Genomic DNA, 15,782 nt, shown 5'->3' with positions numbered 1-15,782 from the left:
GTGTGCTTGCCCGAGGCTTTCAAGGGAGCTTCTGAAGAGACAAATGCTTGTTAAGACATTGAAATCGTCGGTGCCCCTTGTGTGACCCGAAACTTGCCCACCTGAACATGTCGCGGTCACAGCGCTCGCAGTCCGCTTCTTTGAGGAGGTCTACGACGCGTCAGGTTATCCACGTCCGACCGGCCTTCATGGCATTTACCGCGTGGCCCTAGGTCATTTGGGCGGCGCCATGCGTGAACGCGGTCCTCGATCGGCTTCTGGCGGCCAAGGAAGATTCGACGCGATGTCAGGGTGGCGCGGTTCATCCTCAGGAAAGCCATTCCGGTCCCGCATCTCATCAATCACCGTCAGCGCGTCGTTTGCGAGCCCGGCAATCGCACCGCCTTCGCAAACTGCGGCGAAAAGCGCTTTGCGAAGGGGTGCCGCATTGATCGGATAAATCTCGTAATGCGTTCCCTCGTCATTCTGGTAGCGCCGCGCCGTGACGGCGTGCTCGATTGCCATACGCAACGTGCCGTCCATTCGTCCGCCACCCCGATGTCGGATCATCGCAAGCACAGAGTTGCCGTCCGCTTCATTCGCCAAAATGTGTTCGACCAAAGAGTTTGCCGGACCAGAAAGCCCGACATCATAGCGTTGTGCGAGCTCGTCGCGTAACGCAGGGTTAGCGGCGACCAATGGCGCAATACTTCGCGCTGCGTGCCAGGTTTCGACTTTTTTCGCGGCGATACCCGCCGCGTGGCAGAACTCAACCAGGCCGATCACCATTTCCGGCTCCTGGCGGCTCAGCACCGCGTGGAGCCATCGATGGTGCTCCACGATGCGCGGATCGCGGCGGGCGAGCTCGAACAACAGTTCTAGGCCTTGAGCATCAGGCGTATCGCCGAGGGCATCGATCATGCCACCAAGATCGCTAATCCGATAATGATCGTCCGGCAGTAGGTTGAAGCCGTCGAGCACAGCGGCCGGCCGGTCCGACACCGGCAGCAGTTGCAACCACTCATTCAGCTCGTAGCGCTCCTGTTGGGCCACCCACCATTCCTTCTTCGAGCGCTCGACCCAATCGGCAACGCCGCTCAAGATGAGGTCGGCATGCACCACAAAGCCGGCCGCGGTGAGCGCATTCAGGAAATGCAGCTTCTTGGAGACCGGTAGCGGCAAGGCGAGGAGGCAACCGGCCAGATCGTCATGGCCACCACACGGCATCATGAAGGCGGTGGACGCTAGCGCCAACGCCCGCAACTGATCGCGCTCGATCGAGCCCGGCCCGATCAGCGATTCAACGACGTCGAAGATCGCCGCTGCGTCTTTGCTGCAATCGTTGGCCGTTGCCGCCGCGTATTCGGCCCTCCGCGATTGGAGGTTCGAAAGGTCTGGCCAGCGCGGTTGAAACATCCTCTGGCGAGGTACCGCAGGCGCCGCAATGAGGCGCACACCGATCGCTGCTTCGGCACCGAAGTCGGGATCAGAAAGTTGGCTGACTAGGTATTCCTTTGCCCGGTCACCGCCGATTGCTACCATGGCCTGGCGCATCTGCAGGTAGTGCGGATGATGCCTGGCGGCCTCCAGGTCCGCCTGCAAATGAGTGTGGTCGTATTTAATGCGCGCGGCACGGTGGCGAGCCACGTCTTTTTCAAGCAGCCGAATGAGGACATCAATTTCACATTCATCGGCAACGCGCTGGAGCGCGCCAACAATGGCGTAGCATTGCCAGGGCAGCCATGCATCACTGGCCAAAAATCGCTCCGACCAGCCGACCGCCATTTGTGCCATGGCTTTCTTCATCTCGGGTGGAAAGTCGGCACTCGCGCCCTGCCGATCACGGCCGTGACCGCTTAGCAAGTCGGCGAGCGCAACGACGGTGCCGATGTCCGTTTCGTCGGCGTAGCAAAGGAGTGCCTCCCCGAACGACGTGCCCCGTGACATCTGAATGAGGTCGTGTAGGCCACAGTATGCATCCACCTGGGGCTTTGCGGCTGGGTCATTGCGCTGGTTGGCGGTTGGCCGCTGCGCCAGCAGCCGATCAATCAGCTTGCCTATCGTCTTGGGGCCTACAACGAGGATCGCTTCATTGCGCTCGCGCCGCGCCACTGTTTGCCGAAGGGCAAGTTCCGCTACCGGACCTTCGTCGACAGCATCGAGCTGCTCTAGCAACTCTTCCCCACCGAACGGAAGCTTCTTCCCGGCGACCATGCGAGCGAACATGCCGCGTGCGACGGCATTTGTATCGCGCTCCATGAGATTGCGCAGGATCGCGGCCCCCCGATGATCCGCTGCCTCGAACTCGGCGGCGGCGATCAGCGAGACGACGTTGTCGGCGTCTAACTTTCCCGTTCCGGGGCGACTAAGCATTGCGAGCCGTTCTAATGGAATCTTCTCTGCCGCCAGCTTTTTTTCGCGAGCCGCGACGATCCGCTCAACTATTGCAGGATCGTCAAACTCTTCATCGTATCCGTTACGCGCAATCTCAAACCAGACGTTGTCGGGCGCGTCCTTCAAGGCGAGCGCGGCAAGACTGGTGCATCGTCGAAATAGTAAGGCGCCGATGACATCGGCGCGAACCGTCGGATCAGGCTCGTTGATCGCCAGGCCCGCGGCCAACATCATGCTATCGAAGTCTCCGTGGGAGGCAAGTTCACCCAATAAGTGCCTATGCACTTCACCCGTCAGAGCCGAAAGCTTCTTCGCGGCGTCAGGACCGAGGACGCCGGAGCGGAAGCGGTTGGCGGCACGTGTTGCGGCCAGATGCGTATTGGAATCCGATGCACTCAAGAGGGGCCAAACCTGCGGCGCGAAGTCTCCGCGACCCGTTGTGACCATGAATCGTACCGCCCGGTCGACCGTGCCGGGCCGATGCCAGCGCTCAGCAAACTTGATGACTTGATGCTTCACCAAGTTCCAAACAGCATCGGGCGACCGGAAGATCATCTCCGCTGCAAGGATTGGGTCGACGCCCAAGGTCCAGATGATGACGGCCGCAGCGGCATTCTGTTCCGCGCTGGAGCCGCGGCCAAGCCGCTCGACCGCGAACAGGATCGTCTCGGTCCAATCTCGGCGATCTAGAATATCGGCCGCGATTGACGCCATAAGCTCCGGCTTCGCCGCGGCCTCGACAAACATGTCTGCCACGCGATTTGAGGCGTACCATTCCTGGAACTGCTGGTGGTGGAACATGATGGTGCGCCCAGATCGGACCAGGAGGTGGTGGGCGACCAGCGCATCGATCACAGGCCCGGGCACGAGTTTGTCACCAATCTGCCCCGCTGCTCGCAGGCGCTTGAACTCCTCGGAAATCGCTGCGCGTGCCTCGGCGTCGGAGAAGCCAACCTTGCCCGCGTGCGACATCGCCATTGCTAGGCCGGTCAGCAATTCGGCGTGGACCCCTTCGAGTTCTGCCCTGAGGACCTGCGCATGGGCGGCTTCGATCCGAGCCACGAAGGCGTTCAAGACTTTGTCTTTGGTTGCGGGCAGGTTGCCTGTCGGTGAGTTCTCCGCGAGCGCGGTCAGGTAGAACGGAATGCTGACGAGATCCCGCAGACCGTGCGTACGCCAAGCTCGTTCCATAAGGTCGGTTCCGCCGTCTCCTACAATGGCGCGCGCCAGTTCAAGCTGCTGATCCTCCGACAGCGGCTGCACGTCGACCCGCCGCCCGTTGAAGGGTGCGTCGGTAGCTTCCTGCCGTGTGGTTCCGGCGAGCCGCATATGCGGATAGTCCCGCCGCAGCTTTTTAATGAAGGTCGCTGCCGCCAAGCGCGCATCATCATCGAGTTCGTTCCAACCATCGAGAAGGACGGCCAAGCGGCCGGAGGCGGCTAGAGCTTTTAAGCGGCCGGGGTCAATTCCCTCAAAGCTATTTCGAGCGGCAACCTCGGAAATAAAGCCAACACTGGTGTCGACTGACCACTCGTTTAGCGGAACGATGATTGGAACGAACGTCCGCGTCGCAACCAGCGCCTCTGCGATCTGGATCATTGCAGTTGACTTTCCCGTGCCGGGAGGAGCTGCGATCAGCAGCTCGCGCTCGATCGACAAGCCGGCCGCCAAACCCACGGCCGTTACCAGTTCACCACGATCATCGCCTTGGATCGCGAGGCTTATCGCGATCGGGTGCTTGGGGAATGTCTCCAAGCGCTTGAACTTTGCCAAATCGGCCGCCGCTGCTATCCAAACCTCAGTGTCGCCGCCGTCCGACGCCGGATTCGCAGCCGCCGCCAGCCGCCCGGTCGAAACCTCCACAAAAGCCTGATCTTGCGCTCTCCGTTTCCAGCCACGGAGAAGCTCGACCGTGTGATAAGCAGGATCAGAATCGATCAGCTTGCCGCAGTTCTGACAGAGCCAAATCCCATTCTCGGCAGAGGCACGCTCTTCAGCGGTAAGGGTTGCCACATAACGCGGTCCACCTGGGGCCGCCGCGGTGATATGGGCAGCTTGGCCGACATTGACGATCGACTGACCTTTTTCTGCGGACCCAATTGTCGGCCGACGGCACCCAGGGTTCGAGCAGCGGTTGCCCACCTGGTCACGAAGAAACTGAATCGTGGCCTTCGTAAAGTCGTGTCTCAAGTTGTAGCCAACATGTGGTCCGATCGAATGAACAAGTGCGCTGCCTAGACACCCTCGCGATAGGCGTCGAATAGCAAAGTCCGTTGTTGGCGCAAAGTCGCCGCCGTTACCTGAGCGCAGGAGATGTCCGCTTTAAGGTTGTGCCAAAAGCCCACGGAAAGGCCTAGATTGGGCGCAAAGCCACCGCTCAGCTCGTGGAAACGCGCGTCGCCATTGAGTAAGGAACTTGCTTCGATGAGAATGCCTCTCGGTGCGAATGGGTATTTCACACCCTGAATGTTCTACCGCGCGCCGAAGTTCATTCCTCCAATAAATCGCGAAGCGCCGATCGGATGCGCGGCCGAAGTGCGTTTATAAACGCGTTCGTCCGCTCATGAAGCCAGTTGAGCGCCCGTGTGCGGTCTTCTGGATTCTCTAGGTCCCGCACGGTGAAGTCCTGCGCAATAATCGGCCTATCGCCCTCAAAATCGATAGTCACCCCTGGGCCCAATTCCGCAGCCAGTTCTTCCGCCTGGGGGCCAGCGCTTTAGACGCCCGCTCGCCCACCGAGTTGCGGTTAGAGGAAAGGTCCAGGCCGACGCGGTTGGTGCGCACATCACGGTAAACGGTCAACCAACTTGAGCCACCGGGAGCTCCGAACTTGAAGACGATATGGCCGCCAAGGGCAGGTGGAGGCCGCATCTGATCCGGATCGTCGAGATGGAGTCCCGACAGGAAATCTTGCCAGAAGCTCTGCCTGATGGCGTTGCGCCGCTCCCGCCCGGCTCTTCTTTCCGGTGACTCTATGGAACCAGAGGATTCCTCTTCTTCGTCCTCAGACAGAGCGAGGCCATCCGGAAGCGCGATAACGCTCCTCACAATTGTCTGCGTCTTCGCGAGAACACGCGGCACCACGATCCGCGCCCCGTCTGCCAGCTGGTAGATCGGCATTTCGACGAGGCCCAATGTAAAATGAAGACCGGAATGGCCTTGCAGATACTCCGCGATCGTCTCCACCCCGACGCGAATACCATCACCAACAATCAGAAGCAGGAACCGCCCTCGCCTCAGGTTCACTGTCAGCGCGTCATTGAAGCTGATCTCGTCCACATCGTTCCCTGCTGCCCGCACCAGATCGAGGAGGACATTTCCTTCTCTGCCAACTCGTCGGCTGGCCTCGCGCTGCAGGTCGGATGAGGTCCACAGCGCTAGTTCCTTCGCATAGTCGAGAATCTGCCCAACTACCTCCCGCCTGCCTTCTGGATTGCGCCAAAGCTTGCATTCAGCGAGCACTGGCAGGCCTGTGGGCGTGACCATGAAGTTGTCGATTGGACCAGCCGGCGTCGAAAGCTCTCGGCAAATCGGTACCGGGTTAGCGAATAACGGATCGATCTCGGCGATTGGCAGGCAAGATGGAAAGAGATGAATGAGGTCCTGGATCGCCGCCTCGGTCATGCCATGTCCCCCTCCGCCAAGCTCGAGGAGCCTTGCAGTCACTACCGAAGCTCCGTCGCCGGAGATAACCAGAGGCGTTGAATGCTGCCTCGCCATGCGTCATTCCTCCTGTTTAGGCTGCGGCTGAACCGCATTTGCCCAGCGACCCGATTGCCTCGCTGGGCAACAATTTCGTCTCCAAGCACCGTTTAGCCGCGCGGATTGAGTAGCTCTGTCGCGACCGCGCCGATTTCTTTCCCTATGTTCGCGCGCGCGTTGGCCCACAGCCTTCTCAAAAGTGGCTCAGGGACCATACCGTCGAACCTCGCTGTCTCGAGGTTCTCGACGAACTCCGAAATGGACTGAATATCCGGCGGGCGTTCAGCTACCTGTCGAAGGACAGCCTCGGCTTCTTCGGGCGTAGTCTCCAGAACTGTCACCCCCACTTCGTGCGGCGCGCATTCAAGACCTGCCGAAACCATCGTGAAGGCGAGAACGGAGTTGGCTTCGGTACCTCTCCAAGTCAGGACGTGCGTATCCTTCCCCGCCGGCAGGAATCGGGTCTGCCGCAGTCCGAGCTCCAGATAGGCCTCCCTCCCCTGGCGCAGAAAGTCGGCAGCTGCCGCATCCAGATAAGCGGGAATGCCATCGCCTTCGAGGACCGCTCGCATTTCGGCCGAGAGCCTGTCGTGCACAGGTTCGCTCGTCACGTTGTCGAACTGAGGAATCTTTCCGGACCGATGCCGCTCGACCTCGAGCACCTTGCTGCGGTCGTCCACCGAAGCGATACGCCAGCGCTGCCCGGCAAACGCAATCACCACTCCGATGGCGACTGGGTTAGAGATCGGGATGGCGCCAAGCGTCCGCCCGCCGCAGACGATCCGCCACTCCTCGTCCGTCGAAAACACGGCATAGAAGTCGCGGCCAGCCGTAAGCCGCTCCCCGATTTCGCCGAGCATGATCGTACCATCTGGCGCCTGCTCCAGCAGCCGATTGTCCGCCGAAGCCATGCCGCGCAGCAACTCGACATAATCGCCCTTGCCCAAAACGGAAAGCGAACCACCCGAGCATATCGTCTCGAAAAGGCGATCGGCGCGCTGCCCGCCCTCCTGTGCGATCACGGAGAGCGTCTGGTGAAGCGCGACGGTCGCAACGGCGTCGACGACGGAAGGTGGCTCGACGAACTTTGCGACGAGCAAGCGCACGGCGGCAACTGCACGCACCGTCTCCAATCTCAGGTGATCGAGTGGGTCGGAATCTTGTCCGAGATTTCGTTCTCGCACATACATGCGAAGGATTGCCGGAACGCCACGCCGCCGGCCGCTGCGTCCCAGGCGTTGGCGGAGCGAAGCGAGCGACCGCGGCGCCCCGACTTGGGCCACCGACTTAATCGATCCGATATCGATGCCGAGTTCCAGCGTTGTCGTAGCGACCGCTGTCGTGGGCAGGTTGGACTGCTTCAGCCTGTCTTCGAGTTCCTCCCGCAACTCCTTCGAGAGGCTGCCATGATGGGGAAAGAACTCGTTGGGAACACCGGCTTTCTCGGATCGCGTCCGCAGCCTGTCCGCCAGGGCTTCCACGCGCCTGCGCGACCCGGCGAATACCAGGTTGTTCGCTCCGCGAAGCGTCGCGAACATATGGTCGGCGATGAAGTCGAGCGCGACTGGCTTCTCCTCCGCCTCCAGCCCGTCGATGTCTTCCGCGTCTTCGTCATCCGCGTACGCCCGCACCTGGAGCCTTAGCTCAGGCGAGTCGGCCAAGGACTCGACGATCGAAACGGAAGATGGCGAAGCTGGATTCAGCCAGCCAGCGGCAACGGACAGGTCGCCTATCGTGGCGGACAGCCCGATCCTCCTTGCTGGTTCCACGGACAAGGCATCCAGCCGCCGCAGCAAGGTCGCAAGGTGGAGGCCGCGCGGCCCGCTCAGAAAGGCATGCAGTTCGTCGATGACGATGAAGTCCAACGCGCCAAGCATCCTCATCGCGTCACCCGGACGACGCAGAAGCATCGCCTCGATGGATTCCGGAGTTATCAGCACGACGCCGCGCGGATCGCGTCTCGTCCGCTGCTTGGCGGCTTGAGGCGCATCCCCATGCCATCGGACGACGTCGATCTCCATCCGCTCGCAGAGGTCGTCGAGGCGGCGGAACTGGTCGTTAATCAGGGCCTTGAGCGGACTCACGTAGAGGACCGACACGCCGGGCTCCGTACGCGCCGCCACTTTCGTCAGGATTGGCAAGAAGGCGGCTTCCGTTTTCCCAGCCGCCGTGGCGGCCGCGATCAGGACGTCGTTCCGGCCGCCCAGGATCGCGGCGATCGCCTTGTCCTGGACATCGCGGAGTTCCTCCCACTTGCGCTCCCAGATCCAGCGCCGGATCGTTTCATGAAGCCTGTCGAATCCGGAGGGCGCTTCAGAGCCTGACGGTGGCAAGATCCTCATCCCCACCCGCGGTTTCGCCCTCGCTCTCGTCCGCCGAAGAGCTTTCGGCATCCGGCGCGATATCGACGCGGCCCACCAGGCTCGCCCATTCGGTCCCAGGATTCTGCTCAAGGATTGCCAGAAACTGCACGAACGCCTTTATCGTGTTCCGCGGCGTCCTGAAGTAGGCATCGCCCACGTGCTTGTTGCAATGCTCCATGAACGCTGGAAGGGCCTCGTCCGGAACGAGGTTCTTGGCCGGGTCACCGGAGGCAAACACTGATCGGATATTTGAAAGAAGGATCAGAAGGTCCTCTGGTGTGAGGCTTTGGAGGCGCAGCACCGGACCGGAAAGATCGACCAGGCCATTCGTTGCGAACGCGTTCTCGGAAAGGCGGGACTGCAGAGCGGAGTAGCTGTACAGGCCGCGGCGAGTGTCCATGAGGAACTCCGGCGTGCCGCCGAACGCGAAACCGAAGCCGCCGAAGTTGCCCTGCAGCACATCGTTGAGCATGCGCAGGACCTGCTCGAAGTTCTGGTTGCGAGCCTGGGCGCTCTGAAGCTTGTACAGGTTCACCATTTCGTCAAAGACGACGAACAGCCCGGCATATCCCGCAAGCTTCACGAACGCGGCCAGCAGCTTGAGGGAATCATAGACGTTGTCGTCATCGATGATAGTGCGGACGCCAAGCGCCTGGCGTGCCTCCGTCTTCGTGGAGTACTCCCCGCGGAGCCACCGGAGGGCCGAGGCCTTGAGGACTTCGTCGCCCTCCTCGCTTCCTTTCCAGTACGCCTTCAAGACCGTCGCGTAGTCATAGCCGCCGACGTGCTCCTGCAGGTGCGCAAGCCGCTGGTCGATGATGCGCTCGACCGGCACGCCCGCTTGTCCCACCTCCTGGATGCAGTCCGTCACGAAGCGCTCGACCACGCTCGGCAACGCGCCGCCGTCTGGCCGGGTCCGCGTCGCCATGTTCCGGACGGCTTCGGCATAAAGCCCCCTCGCCTGGCCTGCCGTCGCATGAATCCTGCGGTCCGGCGCGAGGTCGGCATGGATCGTGACGCATTTGCGCTCAAGCGCGACCAGCCGAACGAGGTTAAGGAAGAAGGTCTTGCCGGCACCATATTCGCCGATCACGAAACGGATCGCCGCTCCGCCGTCGCAGATGCGGTCGATATCCCGGACCAAGGCTCCCACCTCGGCCGCACGGCCGACCTGCACGTGACGAAGTCCCGTCTTGGGAACCACTCCGGCGGCGAGTGCCTGCAGAATGGCGTCGCGATCGCGCGTCTTGATAGTCGTCACAGCCGTCATGCTTCCACCCTCGCTTGCTGCAGCTTGTCCCTGAGATGCTCGGCGACTGAAACGCGTTCGTCGCCATCGATAATAGGTTCGTCGAACCTGTCGAAGCCCCATTCGTTTATCGTTTCGATCGCTCCATCGGGCAACAGCCGAAGCTTCCGTGCCTCGTCTTCGAACGCCTGCCGATCCAGTTCGCCGCTGTCGGCCAGAAGGCTCAGCAGCTTGGCATGAGCGCCATCAAGGCCGGCGAACGTCCCTTCCGCAGCCACAGGTTCCCTGGCTTGAGGCGGAGGGGCCGGCGGCTCCTCTTCGATGAAGATGCCCGCGAGAAGCTCCGATACGGCTGAGGTCTCCGATTTGATCCGCTCCAGGCGACCATGATCTATCCTGACACCGCCCGAAGAGGATGCAGGGGGCTGCGCGGGGATCGGAACGCCGGTTGCCCGCGTCTCTGGAGCGACGGCGACGGGCTCGTCCAGCGCGACCGACCCGCGATGGAGGGCGGAGTATAGATCCTCCACTGGGTAGCCGAGCGCCTTGTACAGCCGCTCGAGGAACTTGACCTCGTCAGGAGCTGCGTAGCCATCGGCCAGGATGGCCGATGTGGCCGCCCGGACGGCGCTGGCACGGGCATCCGCACCGATGCTGCCCAATTTCTTGATGGCGGATTGCTGCGCTGCCGGGTCCCTGAGAAGCGTGCTGGCGTACGCCATGAGCCTTCCGCGCTCGACGCCGCCCACGCCGGGGAACGAACGGATGTCCGCCTTGATCGACTCGAATTCGCTGGGCTCGATCTTTCCGTCGGAAACGGCTGCCAGCGCCGCCACCTCTACCATCGCTCTGGCGGCAGCATAGGCGGCGGACTCACCGTCCACGGGCGCTCCTTCCTTCGCCTTGAACAGCAGGATGTAGCCGTCGGCTTCCAGGCCACGCGAGCCGTACCTGCGGTCCGGCTCGAAGCCAACATCCAGCTTGTCCATCAAGGCGCCGATCTGGTTGCATAGGCCAGCGCCGAGTTTTCCCTTGGGCGGGATTTCCATTCCCAGGGCTTGCGCCAGTCGCGCCACCTTGACCCCGGCGATCCTGTGATCGCCAAAAAGATCGTCAATGCGCTTGAGCGCCGCGGCTCCGGTCCCCGAGCCGGACGTCAGGATCTCCTTGGGTAACAGGAAAGCCGCTTCGACGGTGTCCTTGGCCTCAGGTCTCTTCCCTAGAAGACGGCTGTAAGCGGCAAGTTCGTCGGTGCAGGCGTTGAGAAGGTCTCTTAGTCCATCGATTGGCGCGGAAACGGCAGCGACGTCGGGAAGCGGTCCTAGCTCGCGGTCCGACAGGTCCACCCTGCCCCCGAAGCCTCCGCTCGCCGCCCGGTATTCGATTTTGATCTTGGTCCTCGGCGAATTGACCTTCAGCCCGTCCGGATAGCGCGACGCGAACCGCACGTGCCAGAGTTCGGTGAGTTCCTCGAAGCATCTGGATGCGGGCGTGCGGAGCTGCGTATCCGGAAGGGACAGCACCCACAGGAGCGCGTCAGTGCTGTCGAAAGGAAGCTTGGAACCTAGCTTTCGTCCGAGATGGAGCCTTACGGACAGCGGCATCTCGTAGCCGCTCCTCAGATCTGGCGAGAGTGCCGGGCGGGAGATGTCCGGGCTCGCCATCAAATCTGCCACGTCCAGGAACTTCGACGCGTAGCCCTTGAAGGAGTAGTTCTCGCCATGGAGCGCGAGAAGGCGCCGGACCTCCGCTGCCATCGCCGGCGCTTCGTCCCTCGCCTCGTCGATGAAGAGACGACGTTCGAGGCCATAGAAGTATATGAAAACGTAGCCTATGCCGAGCGAAGCATCGTTCCTGCCTCCTGAAAGCCATTCGAGATAGGTCCGGCGCGCTCCGGGGGAGATCGACTGATATGATGGCCAGTAGGGCAACGTTTTGCCTTCGGGATCACCTCTTGCGGAGCCGACCTGGCAAGTTGGATCAACCAGGCAGTTCTCGGCCCCGGATTTTCCGGCGAAGGATCCGCCGAGATAGAACATGCCCGAGTTGATTGAGACTCCCGCCACCCGAACGCCTTCTCCAGAAGGTATCCATTTTGCCGGAGCCTTGGGCTGACGACCGCTATCGCCCACGAGCATGCTAGCCGTGACCGGGCGCCGTTCCCACTGGTTGTTTCCATCGGTGAAGCGCCTGTCAGGACGAGATCGTGGGTCCTGCCAAGGCTGCTGCGGCGACGCAATCCGTTGGCTCGTCGGAGCAACCCGCTCCTGCGCAGGTCGGCGTGAGCGCTGCGGCGCCTCTTCTGCGAGACTTTGCTTGCGTCCCAGATAGATCAGCCACGCAACCAACGCCGCGCCGATCAGGAACCAGCCCATAGTCGTCCCCCCGGACCCTCAGGATTTTCCGTCGACATCATGGCATGGTCTGCGGGTATCGGACAATCTTCGAATAAAGATTGCCGACGACGGCAAACAACTTCGATGACGAAGAGCACCTTCCTTGGTCATCACCGCCAAAGAGAGCCGGACAATAGGGCTGCGTGGCGGTCACGCGAGTACCACGCATCCCATTATCTTGCGGCTTCCGTGCACCGTTACGTGGCGAAAGTTTCTCCCGCTAGGGTTTATTAACGACAGGGAATGGAAATAGGCTCCGCAGCAGCAATGGGGGACGCGGGTATGCAGCTGGTTGCAGGCGAACTTCGACTTAGCGCGAGTGACTTGGTAGGCCATCTAAGTTGCCATCATCTGAGCGTCCTTGACCGGGCCGTTGCGGAGGGACAGCTCGCAAAGCCAACCTACTGGGACCCGCAACTGGAAGTTCTGCGCGAGCGCGGCGCCGTGCACGAACGGAACTTCGTGCAGCATTTGATCGACAGCGGATTGGAGACAACACGAATCGACGGCGTCGACATCTCGGACGCGGCCGTTGCTGCGACCCTCCGGTCGATGGCAGCGGGCACCGAAGTCATCGTCCAGGGAGCGTTGCGCCACGGCCGTTGGGGCGGTCGGGCCGACATCCTGCGGCGTGTGGAGAAGCCAAGCAACCTTGGTGCCTGGTCGTACGAGGTGCTCGACACTAAGCTCGCACGGGAAACGAAGGCGGGAACGGTACTTCAGCTCTGCCTCTACTCCGACCTGCTGGAGCGAGCGCAAGGCCTTGCGCCGGATCACATGCATGTCGTCGCCCCGTGGTCCGATTTCGTGCCGCAGACGTTCCGCTTCGCCGACTACGCGGCCTACTATCGGCAAGCAAAGCGTCGGTTCGAGCAGTCGCTTGAGCAGGAGGATGCTCCGGCCACGTATCCCGACCCGACCGCTCACTGCGACATTTGCCGCTGGTATGACGCGTGCGATCACAAGAGGCGAGAGGACGACCATCCCTCCCTGATCGCCAGCGTCACGAAAGTCCAGATCAACGAGTTCGCGCAACATGGCGCCGCGACGATGGCCGGCATCGCTGCGCTCCCCCATCCGTTTTCCTGGCGGCCCGAACGAGGATCGGTTGGCTCGTACGACCGCGTGCGGGAGCAGGCGCGCATACAGGTTGAGGCGCGAGAAGCGGGAATGCGCAAATTCGAGATGCTTGAGATCGAGCCGGGGTTCGGACTGGCGCGCCTTCCTGAACGCTCTCCTGGCGACATCTTCCTGGACCTCGAAGGTGATCCATTCATAGGAGAGCACGGTCTCGAATATCTCTTCGGCTACCTGTCCAGCGACGATCACGGCGAAAACGTTTATCGCGGCGAGTGGGCTTTAACCCGCGCCGAAGAACGGCAGGCTTTCGAACGGTTCGTCGATTTCGTCATGGCGCGCTGGGAGGCATATCCGGACCTGCACATCTATCACTACGCACCCTATGAGCCAGCGGCCCTCAAGCGTTTGATGGGACGATACGGTACGCGAGAAGATGAAATCGACCGCATGCTGCGCGCGAAGGTCTTCGTCGACCTTTATTTGGTGGTTCGCCATGCCGTTCGAGCCAGCGTCGAGAGTTACTCCATCAAACGCCTCGAGCCGTTCTATGGCTTCGTAAGGCAGGTGCCGCTCCCTGAGGCGAACAGCGCGCTCACAAACTTTCAGGCCAATCTCGAGCTCGGCGATGTCGCGTCCATCAGCGCGGAAATCCGCGCGACCGTGCGCGGCTACAACGAGGATGACTGCCTCTCGACAGCCGCTCTCCGCTCATGGCTTGAAGATCGGCGCGCTGAATTCATTTCCGCCGGCGTGGATGTCCCGCGGCCTGCAGCCGGCGATGACGGCGCCCCGAACGAGAATGTCACTGCCTGGCTTGCGCGCATCGCTCCCGTTATCGAGCAGCTTCTGCAAGGGATCCCCGACGACCCTGCCGATCGTTCGGAAGAGCAGCATGCACGTTGGCTGCTTGCCAACCTGCTGGATTGGCATCGGCGGGAAGCCAAGGCGACCTGGTGGGAGCTCTTTCGCCTTGCAGCGGTATCAGCCGAAGAGCTGCTTGATGAACGGGTGGGGCTGTCAGGGCTTGTGTTCGTCGGGGCAGCCGGCGGAACGGCTCGCGCGCCCATTCATCGCTACAGCTACCCAAAGCAGGAGACTTCCCTCCGCGGCGGCGAAGATCTTCGCAATTGCGGAGGCGAGAAGCTCGGATCAGTCTCGGCAATTTCGCTCGAGGAGCGGACCGTCGATATAAAGAAGCGCCAGGATAGCGCGGGCCTACACCCCGAAGCAGTTTTCGCCCACAAGGTCGTCGGCGCTGAGGTCATTGCGAAAGCGCTCCTCCGCATAAGCGAGTACGTCGTGGCAAACGGGATCGAAGGTCCTGGCCCATACCGGGCCGCGCGGGATCTTCTGTTGAGGCGACCGCCTCCCATCGGCGGCCATTCCATCAGGGAAGCCGGCGAGAGCACTCTAGCTGCCGCGCTGCGCCTGGCCGAGCATCTCGGCGAAGGCGTGCTGCCCGTCCAGGGACCTCCGGGTGCAGGGAAGACTTTCACGGCGGCGCAGATGATCTGCGCACTCGTCCGCCAGGGCAAGACGGTCGGGATCACCGCGAACAGCCACAAGGTGATCCGGAATCTCCTCGACAAGGTGATCGAGGAGGCGGACGGACTCGGGGTCGATCTCCAGTGCTGTCAAAAGGCTGACGATGACGAAGAAGAACAGCATCGGCTGACATTCGCCCGCCGGAGCGAAGACCTCATCGCTGCGATCGGCCAGAACGTACATGTCGGAGGAGGAACGGCCTGGCTCTGGTCACTGCCGGACGCATATGAAGCGGTCGACGTGCTCTTCGTCGACGAGGCCGCGCAGATGGCGCTTCCAAATGTGCTCGCCGTCTCCCAGGCAGCGAAGACAGTTGTGCTCGTGGGCGATCCCCAGCAGCTCGACCAGCCAATCCAAGGCAGCCACCCTGATGGCTGCGACGTGTCCGCTCTCCATCACATCCTTGATGGCGCCCAAACGATCCCGCCGGATCGCGGCCTGTTCCTAGACGAAACATGGCGGCTGCACCCCGACATCTGCGGATTCACGTCAGAGCTATTCTACGCGGGGGAACTCCATCCTCGCCAAGGACTCGCGGGCCAGCTAATTAGTGGCTCGACACGCTTGTCTGGCGCGGGCCTGCGGTGGCTGCCCGTGGCGCATAGCGGCAATCAGAGCAATTCGCCGGAAGAGGCAGAGGCAATCGCGGGCCTAGTGATGGAAGTCACCGCCGCCGGCATTAGCTGGACGGATCGCCTCGGGAACGTTCGTCCGCTCACGCTCGACGACATCCTCATCATCGCGCCCTTCAATGCCCAAGTGTTCGAGATCCAAAAGCGCCTGCCCGGCGCGCGGGTCGGCACGGTGGACAAGTTTCAGGGGCAGGAAGCAGCGATCGCCATCTATTCTACGGCGACCTCAAGTCCTGCTGACGCGCCGCGTGGCGTGGAGTTCCTTTACAGTCTCAACCGCTTGAACGTGGCGACATCGCGGGCGAAGTGCGTTTGCGTCCTGGTATCGTCCCCAATGCTTTTCCAAGCCGAGTGCCGAACGCCTCACCAGATGCGGCTGGCGAATGCACTTTGCCGCTACTTAGAACTGGCAACATCGCTTTAGCAGGATATGCATATCTGC

General features: G+C 61.7%; 6 protein-coding genes. 1 reads left to right on the top strand and 5 read right to left on the bottom strand.

Features of this window, described 5'->3' with window-relative positions:
- Positions 1 to 213: 213 nt before the first annotated feature.
- The 5 genes from EJ071_RS13840 to EJ071_RS13820 all read right to left on the bottom strand — a co-directional run bounded on the left by EJ071_RS13840 (position 214) and on the right by EJ071_RS13820 (position 12,062).
- Entirely contained in the window at positions 214 to 4,386 is a 4,173-nt protein-coding gene (locus tag EJ071_RS13840; RefSeq protein WP_126098365.1) for a hypothetical protein, read from the bottom strand.
- Positions 4,387 to 5,037: 651 nt separating this feature from the next.
- Positions 5,038 to 5,997 (bottom strand): hypothetical protein, encoded by a 960-nt coding sequence (locus EJ071_RS13835; protein ID WP_126098364.1) that lies wholly within the window; start codon positions 5,995 to 5,997, stop codon positions 5,038 to 5,040.
- Between the two features lie 188 nt (positions 5,998 to 6,185).
- A complete protein-coding gene (locus tag EJ071_RS13830) occupies positions 6,186 to 8,408 on the bottom strand; it encodes a DEAD/DEAH box helicase (protein ID WP_245460228.1) in 2,223 nt (740 codons plus the stop codon).
- The gene (locus EJ071_RS13825; protein WP_126098362.1) at positions 8,389 to 9,708 is read right to left on the bottom strand and encodes an ATP-binding protein; all 1,320 of its coding nucleotides are present in this window, start codon (positions 9,706 to 9,708) and stop codon (positions 8,389 to 8,391) included. Before EJ071_RS13825 ends, EJ071_RS13830 begins: the two co-directional genes overlap by 20 nt.
- A complete protein-coding gene (locus EJ071_RS13820) occupies positions 9,705 to 12,062 on the bottom strand; it encodes a TerB N-terminal domain-containing protein (RefSeq protein WP_126098361.1) in 2,358 nt (785 codons plus the stop codon). The genes EJ071_RS13825 and EJ071_RS13820 overlap by 4 nt, the downstream gene beginning before the upstream one ends.
- A 303-nt stretch (positions 12,063 to 12,365) precedes the next feature.
- Here EJ071_RS13820 and EJ071_RS13815 point away from each other — a divergent pair, with 303 nt between their 5' ends.
- Complete coding sequence (locus EJ071_RS13815; RefSeq protein WP_126098360.1) at positions 12,366 to 15,764, top strand: TM0106 family RecB-like putative nuclease; 3,399 nt, start codon at positions 12,366 to 12,368, stop codon at positions 15,762 to 15,764.
- The last annotated feature ends 18 nt before the right edge of the window (positions 15,765 to 15,782 follow it).

The sequence above is a fragment of the Mesorhizobium sp. M1B.F.Ca.ET.045.04.1.1 genome (genome assembly GCF_003952465.1).
GTDB classification, from domain to species: domain Bacteria; phylum Pseudomonadota; class Alphaproteobacteria; order Rhizobiales; family Rhizobiaceae; genus Mesorhizobium; species Mesorhizobium shonense.
Note: the sequence above shows the minus strand (reverse complement) of the source record. Positions and strands in the feature narration are given on the sequence as shown.